The sequence below is a fragment of the Paraprevotella clara YIT 11840 genome, from assembly GCF_000233955.1.
GTDB classification, from domain to species: Bacteria; Bacteroidota; Bacteroidia; order Bacteroidales; family Bacteroidaceae; genus Paraprevotella; species Paraprevotella clara.
In genome coordinates this window covers 16,904-32,034 of the sequence record NZ_JH376605.1, presented here as the reverse complement: position 1 = coordinate 32,034, position 15,131 = coordinate 16,904, and the positions used below count along the sequence as shown (strand labels likewise).

At 52.6% G+C, this 15,131-nt stretch carries 8 protein-coding genes; 5 read left to right on the top strand and 3 right to left on the bottom strand.

Features of this window, described 5'->3' with window-relative positions; translation table 11 throughout:
* The first annotated feature begins 13 nt into the window (after window positions 1-13).
* From HMPREF9441_RS10215 to HMPREF9441_RS10195, 5 genes are read left to right on the top strand one after another with little or no spacing between them, the layout of a single operon-like run.
* Window positions 14-3,994: a hypothetical protein gene (locus HMPREF9441_RS10215; protein ID WP_007751559.1), complete on the top strand. Its 3,981-nt coding sequence runs from the start codon at window positions 14-16 to the stop codon at window positions 3,992-3,994.
* Window positions 3,995-4,007: 13 nt separating this feature from the next.
* Complete coding sequence (locus tag HMPREF9441_RS10210; protein WP_005798244.1) at window positions 4,008-4,295, top strand: hypothetical protein; 288 nt, start codon at window positions 4,008-4,010, stop codon at window positions 4,293-4,295.
* Entirely contained in the window at window positions 4,292-5,011 is a 720-nt protein-coding gene (locus HMPREF9441_RS10205) for a hypothetical protein (protein ID WP_007571287.1), read from the top strand. Before HMPREF9441_RS10210 ends, HMPREF9441_RS10205 begins: the two co-directional genes overlap by 4 nt.
* A gap of 2 nt (window positions 5,012-5,013) precedes the next feature.
* On the top strand, window positions 5,014-5,202 hold the full coding sequence (locus HMPREF9441_RS10200) for a hypothetical protein (RefSeq protein WP_007562482.1): 189 nt from the start codon (window positions 5,014-5,016) through the stop codon (window positions 5,200-5,202).
* 25 nt (window positions 5,203-5,227) lie between these two features.
* Window positions 5,228-11,779 (top strand): hypothetical protein, encoded by a 6,552-nt coding sequence (locus tag HMPREF9441_RS10195; RefSeq protein ID WP_008620836.1) that lies wholly within the window; start codon window positions 5,228-5,230, stop codon window positions 11,777-11,779.
* Window positions 11,780-12,055: 276 nt separating this feature from the next.
* Here HMPREF9441_RS10195 and HMPREF9441_RS10190 read toward each other — a convergent pair whose 3' ends face one another.
* The 3 genes from HMPREF9441_RS10190 to mobC form a co-directional block, all read right to left on the bottom strand.
* On the bottom strand, window positions 12,056-12,835 hold the full coding sequence (locus HMPREF9441_RS10190) for an AAA family ATPase (protein WP_008620835.1): 780 nt from the start codon (window positions 12,833-12,835) through the stop codon (window positions 12,056-12,058).
* A gap of 9 nt (window positions 12,836-12,844) precedes the next feature.
* A complete protein-coding gene (locus HMPREF9441_RS10185; RefSeq protein WP_008620833.1) occupies window positions 12,845-13,045 on the bottom strand; it encodes a helix-turn-helix transcriptional regulator in 201 nt (66 codons plus the stop codon).
* Between the two features lie 78 nt (window positions 13,046-13,123).
* The gene (gene mobC / locus HMPREF9441_RS10180; protein WP_008620832.1) at window positions 13,124-15,130 is read right to left on the bottom strand and encodes a conjugal transfer protein MobC; all 2,007 of its coding nucleotides are present in this window, start codon (window positions 15,128-15,130) and stop codon (window positions 13,124-13,126) included.
* Window position 15,131 lies beyond the last annotated feature (1 nt).

The following is a 15,131-nucleotide window of genomic DNA, read 5'->3' as shown; positions in this document are numbered from 1 at the left end:
ACGCTATTAGAATATGCTTCTAACGATATATGATAAAGCCGGAACCAAGCGTGCGGATGTGGCCGTGAACGACAGCTCGACGCAAAGCAAGGAAGTGCAGGGAGACAATGTGCTTTCCCTGTCGTTCAGCTATTATGCCTTCCTGCCCCTGGACGTGAACGACTACACGGACTATCTGGGCGAACGGTACTGGCTGACAGAACGCTACACGCCGAAGCAGGTGAGCGATGGTGAATGGGAGTATAACCTGAAGCTGTACGGTATCGAGAGCCTAATCAAGCGGTTCCTGGTGCTGGAGACGACGGACGGGGACACCAACCCCCTGTTTACCCTGACGGCCACGCCCCGCGAGCATGTGGCGATGGTGGTGAAGGCTATCAATAACGGCATGGGCCACATTACTGACTGGAAGACGGGTACGGTGGAAGGTACGGAGCTGATCACGATAGACTACGAGGGGATGTACTGCGACGAAGCGCTGAAAGCCATCGCGGAAAAGGCAGGCGGCAAGGTGGAATGGTGGGTTGAGGGGCAGACTGTGAACGTGTGCCGCTGCGAACACGGGGAAGAAATCACCCTTGGCTATGGCAAGGGGCTGACCTCCCTGGAAAGAGATACGAGCAACACGGCCAAATTCTATACGCGCCTGTTCCCGGTAGGCTCGACCCGCAACATCGATGCGGAGAAATACGGCAGCCCGCGTCTGATGCTTCCCGGCGGCAGGAAGTACATCGAGCAGGGCGTGGAGGAATATGGCATCTATGACCATTACGAGCAGGATGCTTTCAGCGGCATCTTCCCCCGTCGGGTCGGTACGGTGAGCTCGGTTCGCAGCGAGGAGGTGGCAGACGATGAAGGAAACAAATTCACCGTCTATTATTTCCGGGACGGGGAACTGGACTTTGACCCTAACCTGTACGAGCTGGCCGGAGAAACCAAACGTGTGTCGTTCCAGACGGGCGACCTTGCCGGACTGGGAGAAAGCGATGACCACTACTTTGAGGTGAACTACGACAGCGCGGCACGTGAATTCGAACTGATCACCATCTGGCCCTACGATGACGACACCCAGCTGCCGGGCGGCAAGCTGGTGCCCCGAGCAGGCGACACCTATATCCTGTGGAATATCCGGATGCCGGATGAGTATTACCGGCTGGCCGAAGAGGAGTTTGCGGTTGCGGTGGACGAGTACAACCGGGACCACTGGCTGGACATTGCCGCCTACAAAGCCCCGACAGACCCGGTATACATCGAGGAGCACGGCATAGACCTGTTTGTGGGCAGACGGGTGAAGCTGGAGAGCCGGAAGTATTTCCCGGAAAAAGGCTACCGTCAGAGCCGTATCACCAAGATCAGCCGCAAGGTGAACGAACCCGGGCAGATGGACATCGAGATAAGCGATGCGCTGCAGGTGGGCAAGTTCGACAAGGTGACGGACAGCATCGGTGCGCTGAAAAGCTATACGAAATCAAAGACGGAAGGCGCTGCCCTTCCGGACATCATACGAAGCTGGGACAAGACGCTGCCCACGGACAACAACCTGTTTTCCGCCCGGCGCAGCCAGAAAGAGTTCCTGAGCAAGAACCAGCCGGACACAGCCAAAGAGTCCATCCGCTTCCTGAAGGGTGTGAGCTTTGGCGAGGCTGCTGGCGGCAAGCCCTGCGGCATCGTGGATGGTGAGGGCAATGCCGAATACTTGACTGCCGTGATCCGCGAACTGCTGCGCAGCACGGAGTTTGTGGACGGGCTGACCGGTGAGGGCTGGCAGCTGTGGATTGACCAGCTGACCGGACTGACAAACCTGACGGTGGACAAAGTGACTGCCCGGCAAAGCCTGGTGGCGCTGGAACTGCTGATCGAGAAGGTGCGCAGCGTGTGCGGCCAGCTGGTGGTGTCCGCTGCCAACGGCAAGATCAAGGACGTGGTGAAGCAGGGCGACAACTACCGCATCGTGTTTGAGCAGGAATCGGGCTTTGTGGCCCATGACCTGATGCGCTGTGCGGTTACGGGTGGTAAGAAACTAAAAGCATACTGGGTGGAGGTGGCTTCGGTGATAGCCGGCGGTGTACTGGTCCCGGTAAGCGAGTTTGGCGGGGTGAAGCCGGAGGCAGGCGATGAGTGCGTGCTGATGGGCAACACCGAAACCCCGCTCCGGCAGAACCTTATATCCATTGCGGCCACGGAGGACGGACAGCCCCGTATCGACATTCTGGACGGTGTGAAGGCCAAGAACTTCAACGGCTGCCTTCGTTGCCGGCTGGGTAAGCTGGACGGCATCAGGAGCAGCGCTTTCCCGGCAGACAAACAGCCGAAAGGAAACGGCCTGTATGCCGACAACGTGTGGCTGAAGGGTACGTTCGTGTTGATGACGGGCGAGGACATCCTGACGCGGTTTGAGATAACCGAGGGGAAAATCCATTCAGCCGTGGAAAGCTTGCGCAAGGAAATACGCGAAGAACAGAGTTATCTGGACAACAGCAGTTTTGCCGACGGCATGGACAAATGGAAGACGGGCAGCAAGGCTACGCTGTTCACCCTGGGCGGACGCTGGATCTGGGCGAACGGCGGTCCTTACGGTACGAAGCCGGACGGCCATGCCGAGATACGGACCGACGGCAAGGTGCCTTATGCCTATATCCGGAACAGCTATATCATGCAGAAACTGGAGGACTTCCGGCTGGTACCGGAGTACCGGCAGACGAACAGCCAGGGCGAACGGGTGCCCGGCGTGGTGTATCTGTCGTTCAGCTACCGGGTTATCAAGGCCGGAAGGTTGAAAATAGAATTTGTGAACGCTGATAAGACCGGGTTTGAGAACTTCAACATGTTCGGCCATGAAGAGGACCTGCCCGTTGGCGGTGAGAAGATGTTCACGTTGGACGGACTTTGGAACGGCACTGGCGACTTCAAGCTGTCGTTTACGGGCGTGATTTACATTTCGCTGCTGGTGTTCAGCACCAACAAGGCGGACGCACTGGCCTATAAGTACCGTACACTGTTCGAACAGAGCGACCGGCTGGTAAAGATTTCAGCGGCGGTCTTCGACAAGGACGGTAATGCGCTGAAAGAGACCGGGCTTGTCATAAAGCCTGAAGGTTCCGGTCTGTATGCGCAGGACAATACAGGAAAGATTGCCCTTATCGGGGTGAGCGTGGAGGAAGAGGACGAGTACGGAAATACCGTGAGCAAAATCAAGCTGACAGCCGACCATATACAGCTGGAGGGACTGGTAACGGCCAACGGCAACTTCAAGATACTGGAAGACGGCAGCATTGAAACGACCAACGGTAAGTTTACCGGAGAGATAGACAGCAGCAAAGGGAAAATCGGCGGCTTTGAGATAGGGAACGGCCGTATCGGTTCTGTGGCCGACTCTCACGGGAGCGGTGGCGGTCTTGCCATTTATGATGATTTTTTCCGTGTCGGCGGCAGCAAAGGATATGTGATGTTCGGTGATGATGTGATACCGTCTTCTGCAGGAGGAGCTTTTACCGCTGTCGGTCGTATCGTGAACTCAGCCCCCAATATATACGGGAATTACGGCTTCGACCAAGCGAACTATGGATTGTTTATAGATGTTACCGGCGGTACGAAGAACTACGGTATCAGCAGCAATGCGGCATTACTTGCCCCGGCGTTTATCAATACGAAAGCCAAGCTGCTTACCTTCGGAAGTGGAAACTACACGGTGGATTTCTCACAACACAATATCATTTTGATGTATTACAATGAACCCAACTACAGTAAGGTAGAGGTTACGCTGCCGTCGGAAAGTTCTGTGGCATACAAGTTCGGCATGAGTTACTTGCCTACCGATTTTGCAGCCATTGTCACGTTCAGGGTCAGACCCGGTTCAAAGAATATCATACTAAAAGGTATCTATAACCACAATGAAGATTTGCAAAACTACGAGATGGCATCCGGGGACTCCGTAACGGTACTTATTACAAAAGCGGACGGATTCCGTTACCAGATATTGAATCATTCATCCTAAAAAACAGATATATATGAAAAAGTTAGATTTCAGGAATTTCAGCGTTCCCACCGGAATAACCCGTCAGACGAGGGAGGTTTTCGATGCACGTGAGCAGATAGCCGATTTGCTGTATACGCGTGTCAGTGGCATCAAGGCCCATCGGCTTGCGTTCAAGATTTTCGAGAGTACCGGCGAGACCGAGTTCAGCGATGAGGAAACCGGGATGATACACATGGCGGTGGAACGCTATTGTCTTCCCAATGTGATAGATGCCCTGAACGAAATCCTGGGCGGGTCAGAAACCGATAAAAACGAATGAGTATGGCAGAAATGACACAAGAAGAACTGGTTCAGGAAGTGCTGGACCGTGTACTCCAGAGTTCTACCGGCGTGGAGGACTTGGAGACCGTCACCTCGCTGAGCGGTGTGAAATCACTGCCCGGGGAGAAGGACGGCAAGATGGTGAACGTCCCCCTGGAACTGATAGGGAAGCCTGCGAGCGATGCCGCCGCCCGTGCCGAGGCTGCCGCCAAGAAAGCGGAAGGAGCCGTAGCCGGACTGGAGGAAAAGACCCAGGCCGCCACGGAAGCGGCCACCAAGGCCAACGAAGCGGCAGCCAAGGCAGAAAACGCCGCTGCCAAGGTGGAACAGACTACGGCAGCAGCCATCGGCGGGGCTACCGCACGCTTTTCCTCATGGATGGAAACAGGCAACGTTTTACCTGACAAGAGTACCAAACCGGGCGGCAGCGTAGTGTATGTAGCGGATGCCGGGAAGTTCGCCTACCACATGGACTCCACCCTGTACGGGGACTGGGATGTGGCGGGTGTGCCTCCTGCCGGCATATTCATGAATGCGGACCGGACAGCCATCCTGCCGGACAAGCTCTACCTGCTGGGTGATGCCGTATATACCGGAACAGGCGGCAGCCTGAGACTGCTGGCCTACCGGCATGAGGTGATGAGCGGGGAAGCTTACGAGGCGCTGCAGGACAAGGATGCGAATACGCTGTATCTGATTTATGAGGAGGATTGACGATGATAACCATAGGCGGTAAGGAAATAACGGCTGCGTATGTGGGGAAACGTGCCCTGTCGGCAGTCTATGCCGGGGCAAGACTGGTGTGGTCTGCGATAAGCAGCTGTTTCGGACTTGGATACTGGAAAGGCGACGAGCCGTGGAACGGATCGGACGCATGGAACGGTAGCAGTAAAACTGATAAATGAATGATTATTATAAAAGGACAGTATTATGGCAAAAAGGAAAATAAGCGGAATCATCAACGCGACTGAACATCCGATGAATCTTGAAACACCATGGAATCAGAAACAGCCGGACGGCACCTATCATGCCTATGCAGGCGATGACATCGAAGCGTTCCTGAAGAAGGAACTGTCAAACCGTACCCCTACCGAGGAACTGGTGAGCGGCGAGACGAAACCTCCTACATCCGGAACGGTGTTCGATGCGATGGTGGGTACGGTGACGGACGTGGATGTGCAGGACAGCGAGGACGGCACCCAGTACGTGATGACCGTCAAGCAGAAGGACAACCAGGGCGGCGAGAGCTCGAAGGAAGTGCGCTTTTCCAAGTACACGGACGATGACAAGGTGGTGGTGAACATCGACCTGACGGACAGCGGCGGTGCGGGACTTCCCGCCTCGCAGTATCTGGCACTGGGCAGCGGCTTTGTGGTGAAATACTCCGTAGGTGTGGGCACTGCCGGTGGCGGTACGGTGGACGGCTACAGCGACCTGAAAGCCCGCGTGATCGTGAAACGCGGTTCGACCGTCATCAGTGAGTTCCGGGATGCGGAGTTTGTGGGCGTTACAGCCGGACAGAGCTATACCTTTGACGCTTCGCCCTACCTGAAGGATGCCACTGCCTATACCGTACAGGTGGAAGCGCAGGCAACTTACCAGGACGGCACGCTGATGAAGACGGCCACGGCCAAGGTGACCATGGTGGCCATGGAGCTGGAGACCACCTACTCGGCGGGCAACGGGCTGGCCGACGGGGGATATAAAAATGACGTGAACATCCCCTTTACTGCCAAGGGCACGAGCGGTGAGAAGAACATCTACTACCGCGTGAACGGCGGACAGGCCTTTACCCTCGGTCTTTCGGCCGGCAGCGGTGTGCAGCAGAAGAACGTGACCATCCCCCTGACACAGATGCAGGAGGGTACGAACGTGGTGGAAGCCTACGCGCAGCATGAGAACTCCGGTGTGGTGAGCCGGGTGCATTACATTACGCTGCTGAAGGCAGGCGGAGGTGTGACAGCGTATGCCGGCCTGATGTTCAGCCACCGGGCAGCGGGGTTCCAGCGTGACTGGAAACACCCGGTGCTGGAGGCAGAGCAGTTCACGGCATGGAACTTCACGTATGCCGGCTATGACCGCGATGCGTATACGGCCCGTGTGAAAGTGACCGACCGGGGCAGCGTGGTGAAGGAAGACCTGCTGCAACGCGGTGAGACCGGCAGCTACGGACGGACGAACGTGAACGTGGAACCGTTGGACTACCGTGTGTCATGCGGCGATGCCGTGCTTGAGGTGCAGGTGAACACCACATCGCACCCGGACATTGAAGCCACGCTGGCACCGGATGCCGTGTGTACGTTTGACGCCTTCGGGCGAAGCAACACGGAAAACAACCCGGCAAGCTGGGTGAGCGGTGACAAGCGTATGGAGTTCCGGGACGTGCTGTGGAGCGTGAACGAATATGGTGCCGGTAGCGGCTGGCACAAGGACCGCCTGCTGCTGGCCGGTGGTGCAGGTATGACCCTGACCGCTGACGGCGGTTACCGCCCCTTCAACGAGGCGGACAAGCCCGAGGGATTTGCCATCCGTGACGTGGGCATGACGCTGGAGATAGAATACAGCACGACCAACGTGACGGATACGGATGCCGAGCTGATCACCTGCCTGGGGCAGCTGGACAACGGCAACCGGTACGGGCTGATTGTGACTCCGGAAGAGGCCAAGTTCCTGACCGGTGTGGTGACCGAGGCGATGGATGCCGGACAGGTGCTGCGCTATGAAGACTCGGTGGGTACCAAGTTCCAGCCGGGTACGAATATCCGCATTACCTACGTGTTCTATCCGAACGTGCAGACCAACGAACAGCGCACGCTGATCGGTTTCTATGTGAACGGTGAAGAGTCGGCTGCTTCCAAGTGGCTCGACAAGGTGAATTTTGACATTCAGAGCCAGTTGGAATTTAAGTCGGCAGGTGCCGACTTGAACGTGAAGAGCGTGCGTATCTATAACAAGGCGCTGACCTCGGACGAGGTGCTGAACAACTACATCGTGGACCGCAACCACCTGGAGGATGCCGACGGGGAACCGGGCGTGCGCTCACTGGATGAGGACAACCGCGTGCTGAATGAAGGAGATACGGTGAGCATGGAGAAGCTGATGGGGCTGATGAAGAAGCGCCGGAACTCGATCCTGGTACTGATAGGCACGGGCAGCGTGGGCAGTGAGGTTCCGAGCGAGAGCGACACGCTGAACGTGGTGGATGCACTGGCCCAGCTGAACGACAAGAAGGCCAATAAACTGGTAAGGGAGGTCCGTTTCTATAACGGAGAGGACAGGACGCTTGACTTTATCCTTACCAACGTATATGTCCGTATTCAGGGTACTTCTTCCGTGAACTATGCCAGAAAGAACTTCCGTTTCTACTTCCAGAAGACGGCAAGCGGCTGGACGGTTACATTGAGCTACGGGGAGATTGACGGAAACGGCAGGCAGAAGAATCCGGTGGTAACTACCGGCAAAAAAAATCTCTTCAAGTTACGCAGGAACTCGGTAGGCGCGAAGCTGGCATGTTCCAAATGCGACTTCTCGGACTCGTCCATGACCACCAATACCGGAGGTGCGAAGCTTATCAATGACGGACTGAAAGAGATGGGGCTGCTTACGCCTGCCCAGCGTTACGCCAAAGACCATGGGCTGGAGGATGATTACCGTTCGGCCATCGACGGCCTGCCGTGCGACCTGTTCGTAGCGAAGAGTGCCGACGAAGACCTGACCTATTACGGCCAGTACAACATGAACAACGAGAAGAGCGACAGCTACCCCATCTTCGGGCAGGATGAGACCATCGGCGGCGAGAAATGGGGCGAGGGCGACACGCTGAACTACCTGGAAGCCGACGAGGAAGGACACAAGCAGTACCTGCCCGTCTGCTTCGAGACGCTGAACAACTCCAATCCGCTGTGCCTGTTCCACTGGTTGCCGAGTACCGAACCGGAGCATAAGGATTTCATGGACTACAACTTTGACGGAGGACTGGAATTTAATCATCCGAAAGATACCTTCTGGTCGGACGGAGGCGGTGACGCGGAGGAAGAACCGAACCTGAAAGACCACCTCGGTACCGGTGACAAGTACGACAAGATGTACAAGGCCACCGACCGCATGATGAGTTTCGTCTACCGGTGCGTAAAGGAAACGCCTGCGGGCAGGAACATGGTTTACAGCACGGAATCCCATTCGTTCGAGGGGGTGGACTATGAGGACGACGGCGACAAGTTCCCTACCGCCAAGTGGCAGAGCGATACGTTCAGGAAAGAGGCCGGGAAGTATTTCGACCTTCCCCACCTGATTGCCTACTATCTGTACGTGCAGTTCAACCTCGGCGTGGACCAGCTTGCGAAGAACATGCTTATCCGCACATGGGACGGTGTGAAATGGTCGATTGACTATTATGACGGCGACTGCCAGCTCGGTTCTGACAACAAGTCGTTCCTGACCGGGAAGTATGACGACAACCGCCAGACGAAGCGCGACGGGGCTTATGTGATGCAGGGTCATAACTCGTGGCTGTGGAACCTCATCGTGGCCAATTGCTGGGACATGATTGTGGAGATTATGGTGAGCGGATGGAACGGGGGCGCAAGCTTCATGAGTGCCTTCAGTATCCAGAAAGCCATTGACCATTTCGATACCGAACAGATGAAGAAGTGGTGCTCACGCCTCTATAACAAGTCCGGCATCTTCAAATACATCTACCCGTTCCTGAACGAAATGCCGGTGGGTGCTGACGGTGCCAAACAGACCTATCCGCAAATCTACGGTCTGAAGGGTTCGTTGAAAGCACACCGGAACTACTTCATCCAACGCCGGTATGACCTGAAGCAGGTGGAGTACGGCTATGTATCCACGCTGGGTGCCCAGTTCTACCAGAGTACGGCATCGCTGGACAAGGCTTATAAACTGAAACCGATGCAGTACCGGCTGACCATCCCGTACCGTGTGCAGCTCTCCACCAGCAACGGCGTGCAGGCCGACAGCGGCGTGGTGGATGCGGACGTGCTCCATTCCCTGCAGCTGACCCGTGCCTTCGGTGAGAACGACCCGCTGAAGATTATCGGTGCAGCCAAAATCAAGGAGCTGGTATGGCACGAGGATGCGTTCGCAATCGGCTTCAACTTCGGTCTGCTGACCTCACTGGTAAAACTCGACATGAGCGTGGAGAAAGCCAGCGGTTACCGGAACGGCTCGTTCATGGCTTCGACCAATGGTATGCTGCTTCTGGAAGAAGTGAACATGCGGAACAACCGGCTGGCCCGGAACGGGGACAACGGGAATGTGGCCACTTTGGACTTGAGCTGGCAGGGCCGCCTGAAGAAACTGGACGTGAGGGGTACGGGGCTGACCCGTGTGAAACTGGCCACCGGTGCGCCCGTTGTGCAGTTATGCCTGCCGGACACGATTGAGGAACTGTTCCTGGAATATCTGACCAAGCTGTCCGATAGTGGCCTGATACTGGAAGGGATCAATAATGTGCGGGGCTACCGCTACACCAACTGCCCCGGCATCGACGGGTTCGCTATGCTGGAACGCCTGCACCAGGCCAGACTGAACGGCAGCGGCAAGCTGGAGCGCTTCGTGCTGGAGATAGACCGGGAAGACGACGGAACCCTGCTGAAGAAGTATTACGACTACGGAACGTATACACAGACGGGTGCCGTGGATGACCGGCATTCGGGACTGAGGGGCAAGCTGACCCTGACGAAGTATCTGGCCGATGAGGAACTGGAGAAGTATGCCGCCCGTTATCCGGAACTGACCATCAAGCAGCCGCCCTATACGATGATCGAGTTTGACGACAGCGTGGCCGACGATGCCAATGTTTCGAACCTGGACAACAAGACGGGGTACAAATTCGGCAATACGTACAAAATGAGCGGGCATGTGAATGCCATCCTGTCCAAGCGCCACCGCGTATTGGCCAAGGTGACGAAGATGCCCACGAGCCGGAAGGTGGAGATAGCCGGGCAGCAGGTGGAAGTGAACAACCCGGACGGGGAGATGACCTATTTCCCCCTGCATGACGAAAGCTCGAACTTCTATGCCGATGCGGAGGATATGAACGACTGTACGGTGGCGAAGCTGGACGGCAGCGAGGGAGACTGGATGATGTATGAGCCGTTTTACTGGAGCAAAGGCATCAACGATTATTTGAACAACAAGAAGTACGCCTGCTACAGCAGTTATCCGGAGGACGAAATGCCCCCGGTGCCTGAGGCGACGGTACTGACACTGGATGCCATCAAGGAGACACAGGGCGGCTGGCTGGGTGAACGCAAGATCATGAGCGGCAAGCCCACGCTGATGGAATCCTATACGACGGACAAGGCTTATTCCGTGTGCAAAGTGGACGTGTCGGGTTACAGACGTGTCCGCTTCCCGAGCGTTCCAGGAACAGGGCTTATCGGCAGTGTGTTTGCTGATGCGGAGGGAAACATCCTGAAGAGTATTGTGGTGCCGACCATCGGCTTGAAATTTGAAGCCGGCATGTATCTGATAGCAGACGTTCCGGAACGTGCTACAGCCCTGCATTTCTCCATTCTGAACACGGCAGAGTTTGACTGCGTGGTACTGAGCCACAGCGACAAGATAGAGGACATGGAACCGGATTGGGTGGCCAATGAGGAGCATCTGTGTGCCGTTGTGGGCAGTTCGGTGGTGGGCAGTAAACTGCGTGCCTGCATCACCGGAGCTTCGACCACGGCAAGTATGACCTGGACGGACTTCCACTACTACAGCCAGCAGCGGGGTATGCAGCAGATAGATGCGCTGATGCACAGCCGCATCGCGAACCTGAGCTATGCAAAGTACGGGCGCAGGGATATGCAGGAACAATGCGGTGCCGGTCAGCATAACAATAACCGCACAACAGGCGGAACGGCCGAACACGGGATGACAGACACCATCGGCTACGATGAAGCGTATGTCATTAACAACAAAATCACGAATTCGCTGATTGACGGCCTGGTGCACCAGTATGCCTGGTATAAGAGTCGGGACGAATACGGACAGGCGACTGTGGTGCAGGTGAACAATATCTGCTGCCTGGGCTATGAGGACATCTACGGCAACAAGTATGACATGATGGACGGCGTGGATCTGCCGAACGACAGCGGTAACGTGGGCAAATGGCGCATCTGGATGCCTGACGGCAGTATCCGTATGGTACAGGGCAAGAAGGACAGCGGTCAGTGGATTACAGGCGTGGCGCACGGCAAGTATATGGACATGATTCCGGTGGGTAATCTGAACGGATCATCTTCTACTTACTATACCGACATGTACTGGATAAGCACCGCTACGGTCCGTGTGGTCTATCGCGGGTGCTACAGTGCGCACGCGTATGGCGGTGTGTCGAATGCGAGTGCGTATTACGATGCTTCGTATTCGTATGCGAATATCGGCTCGCGTCTGGCCTTCCGCGGCAAAATCGTCCGGGCGCAAAGCGTGGCAGCGTACAAGGCGATACGCGAGGTGGCGTAAGCGCAAAGCGCCAAAGCGTGGAGCGAAGCGACTAAAACGAAAGAACGGGATTCGGATGGTTTCCGAATTCCATTTAAAAGGTATTCAAATACCGGCGAAGCCGGCCGAATTTTTTTAGAATATTGATAGGGTAGGGGAATACAAAACTGAACTGATTTGAGGGTAAACGACCTCAATTTAACTATGTAAAGATAGTGATTTTTGTTGATATTTGCAAGTTATTTTTCTGTTATTTTTAGCTTAGAATTGACCAGTTCAAATGGAATAAAGAGTGCTTTAAATTATACGCTTCGTTTTGTGAAATGAACTTTTCATTTTGAAACGCGCGAACATTTCGATTTGCGGATTATATATTTTTGAAGTTTGCATTGACAAGGTCTTATCTACCTCCTTATTTGCAACCTCCCTTCGGGCACTAATATATTTAAAACTAACAATATCCTTTATGCTAATCATTTCCTTGTCTAAATCAATAAAATTAGCTTCATTAACCATTAATGTTTTTTTATTAATTTCAATGGTTTTCCGATACAATCTAAAATAATCAGAATGTTTTTGGCACAGAAAATCATATATACTTTTTGGTTTATAAAGTTGATTTTCAACTTGTTTTTTGAGTTCATGAGTAATAAATTCACGCCAATCTTTCCAAATTTGAATATATTTATCAAATGACAATACATATTCAAATCCTAAAACAATAAAATTGTTATCCGGGTCCAAATCCATCATAATCCGGCTAACATTTTCTAAATTACAATTTTCTGTATACTGAATAAATAGCTTCAGTTTAATACCCTTCTCTACATATGCGTCCTCAATAATAGTTTTTTCATTCATTATCATATCATTGAGTTCTTTCTTAAAATCAATATTAAAGTCATCAAAATGGAATTTAGTCTTTTCTGATTGATTTAAGAATTTGTCTAAGACAGACAATATTGAGGTTTTACCAGTATTATTTTTACCTATTACTAATGAAAGTTCATCTTCTAAATCAAGAGAAAATTTTTTCAGTAGTCTAAAGTTCTCAACCTGAATCTTAAATATTTTCATACTGTTAAATTATTTTTGTTGGCACCAGAAATCTCTTACATCAACATTTAACACCTCTGATATTTTTATTAAAGTATCAAGAGATGGCTGTGATTCATTCGTACACCACCGAGAAACCGTAGCCTCATTTTTATTCAATTGTTCAGCAAGCCATTTCCCTGTTCTATTTTGCTCAACAAGCACTATTTTAATTCTATTTATCATTCTCATAGGTCAAATTATTGATATTATTTGCAAAGATAGGAATTGTTCATCTATTTTAATTCATTATGATATAATTTTAGTTACTTATTCACCTTTAATCAGATAACGTAGCTCCGGGTCGTTCTTGATACGGGTTATCTCGTCCTCGACTATCTGCCGGACTTCCTGACGGATGCGGTCGTAGTTGGCTTGTATCTCTTCCTGCATCCGGTCGTTTCCGTCCTTGTCGGTGAAGTCGATTATTTGCGGAAGTTTCACGTAGCGGGCGGTTTCCCGCTTCACCTTTTCATTATCCACCACGATTTCACAGTGGAAAATCTTCTGCTCTATCCGTTCATCGAAATTATCTGCCACCGCACCCACGAACATACCTTGTGTGAGGTTGGATATTTTGCTGGCAGGTATCAGGCTGTCCATTTGGGTGCTTATCGAGGTGGACTTCTCCCGCTGGTTTATCGTCATGCTCTGCCGCTTCTGCAACACCTTTCCGAAGCGTTCAGAAAGGATTTTCGCCGTTTCGCCCACTACCTGACCGCTGAACACGTTACCCACGGTATTTTGTATCACCCGGCTCTCCTTGTCCCCGTAGTCACGGGTAAGCTGGCTGTAATCCTGAAAACCTAACAGAACCGCAACCTTGTTGCTTCGGGCAGTGGCAATCAAATTGTCAAGCCCACGAAAATAAATCGTTGGTAACTCGTCTATTACCACCGAACTTTTAAGCTGACCTTTCTTGTTTATCAGCTTCACTATTCTACTGTTATACAATCCCAGTGCCGCCGAATAGATGTTCTGACGGTCGGGATTGTTGCCGACAACAAGTATTTTAGGCTCTTGCGGGTTGTTTATATCCAGTGAAAAATCATCACCCGTCATTACCCAATACAGTGCCGGGCTTATCATGCGGGAAAGCGGGATTTTGGCACTCGCTATCTGCCCCTGCAACTGTTCGTTAGCTTCTGATTCCCAAGCATCTACGAATGGGGAAAGATAATTCTCCAGTTCGGGATAGCTGCGCAAAATCGTGAACACATCAGCGTATTTCTTGTTCAGCAGTTCAATGGCATGGGGGAACGTGCAATACCTGCCACCCTGATAGATACGCAAATACCAAATAATGGCTGCAAGCAGGATAATCGGACTTTCCACAAAGAAGTCGCCCTGCTTGCTTATCCAACTGCGATTGAGGTTGAGCATTATCGTGTAGCTGGCTTCGTAAGCATCCGCAATGTCCGACATGAAGCTGGCGTTTATCGGGTTGCATCGGTGGCTCTTGCGGGGGTCGTCAAAATTGATAATGTAGAATTTGGGCTTTACCTTGTACCCACCCAAATGGTTAAGTAGATGATTGTAAGCGATTTCAGACAAATCGGGAAACTTGTAGTCATAACAATAGAGTGCAAAACCTTTCTCGATTTGCTGTTTTATGTAGCTATTTACTACGGCATACGACTTGCCGCTGCCCGGTGTTCCCAACACAAGGCTGGCACGGAACGGATTTACAACGTTTATCCAGCCATTATTCCATTTCTTTTTATAGTAGAACCGGGTCGGCAAATTTACCGAATACTCGTTCTCGATAAGCCTTGTTTCCTGCATGAAACTTTCATTTTCGGTATTAAAGACATCATCCATTAAATTGTTCTTCAACAGGCGGGACATCCACGTACCCGCCATGAGCATACAGATATAGCCCGCCGACAGCGTGGCGATATAAAATAGCGTACCTGCCGTGTGTGGCAGGGGAAGTTCCAGCAGCCACCAGTTCAGGAAGAACAGCACGACACCCGCCGCAAGGCTGCAATGTATCTTCGTCCATGTTATCTTTTCCTCTTTCACGCCCTTAGTGCCGATACACGACAGGGCGAGGAACACCACCGAAAATAGTTTTGTCCATAAGATAGACGAGAACAGCCCGGTAGTGCGCTGGAAGTTCCACAGTATCTTGTCTATCACCTCAAAGGTCACTCCCCACTCTTTCAGGGTGGAGTAACAGAACCAGTATACGTTTATTCCCACGAATAAAATGCTGACAGCCCGCATAAAGTCCATGACCCTTGCAAGCCCCCTCAAATCATCTTCTTGTTGCATA

What these genes read in the sequence shown, in the direction of transcription:
- HMPREF9441_RS10205 (WP_007571287.1), top strand. Translation starts at nt 4,292, where the DNA reads ATGAGTATGGCAGAAATGACACAAGAAGAACTGGTTCAGGAAGTGCTG.
- HMPREF9441_RS10215 (WP_007751559.1), top strand. Translation starts at nt 14, where the DNA reads ATGCTTCTAACGATATATGATAAAGCCGGAACCAAGCGTGCGGATGTG.
- HMPREF9441_RS10210 (WP_005798244.1), top strand. Translation starts at nt 4,008, where the DNA reads ATGAAAAAGTTAGATTTCAGGAATTTCAGCGTTCCCACCGGAATAACC.
- HMPREF9441_RS10185 (WP_008620833.1), bottom strand. Translation starts at nt 13,045, where the DNA reads ATGAGAATGATAAATAGAATTAAAATAGTGCTTGTTGAGCAAAATAGA.
- HMPREF9441_RS10190 (WP_008620835.1), bottom strand. Translation starts at nt 12,835, where the DNA reads ATGAAAATATTTAAGATTCAGGTTGAGAACTTTAGACTACTGAAAAAA.
- HMPREF9441_RS10200 (WP_007562482.1), top strand. Translation starts at nt 5,014, where the DNA reads ATGATAACCATAGGCGGTAAGGAAATAACGGCTGCGTATGTGGGGAAA.
- mobC (WP_008620832.1), bottom strand. Translation starts at nt 15,130, where the DNA reads ATGCAACAAGAAGATGATTTGAGGGGGCTTGCAAGGGTCATGGACTTT.
- HMPREF9441_RS10195 (WP_008620836.1), top strand. Translation starts at nt 5,228, where the DNA reads ATGGCAAAAAGGAAAATAAGCGGAATCATCAACGCGACTGAACATCCG.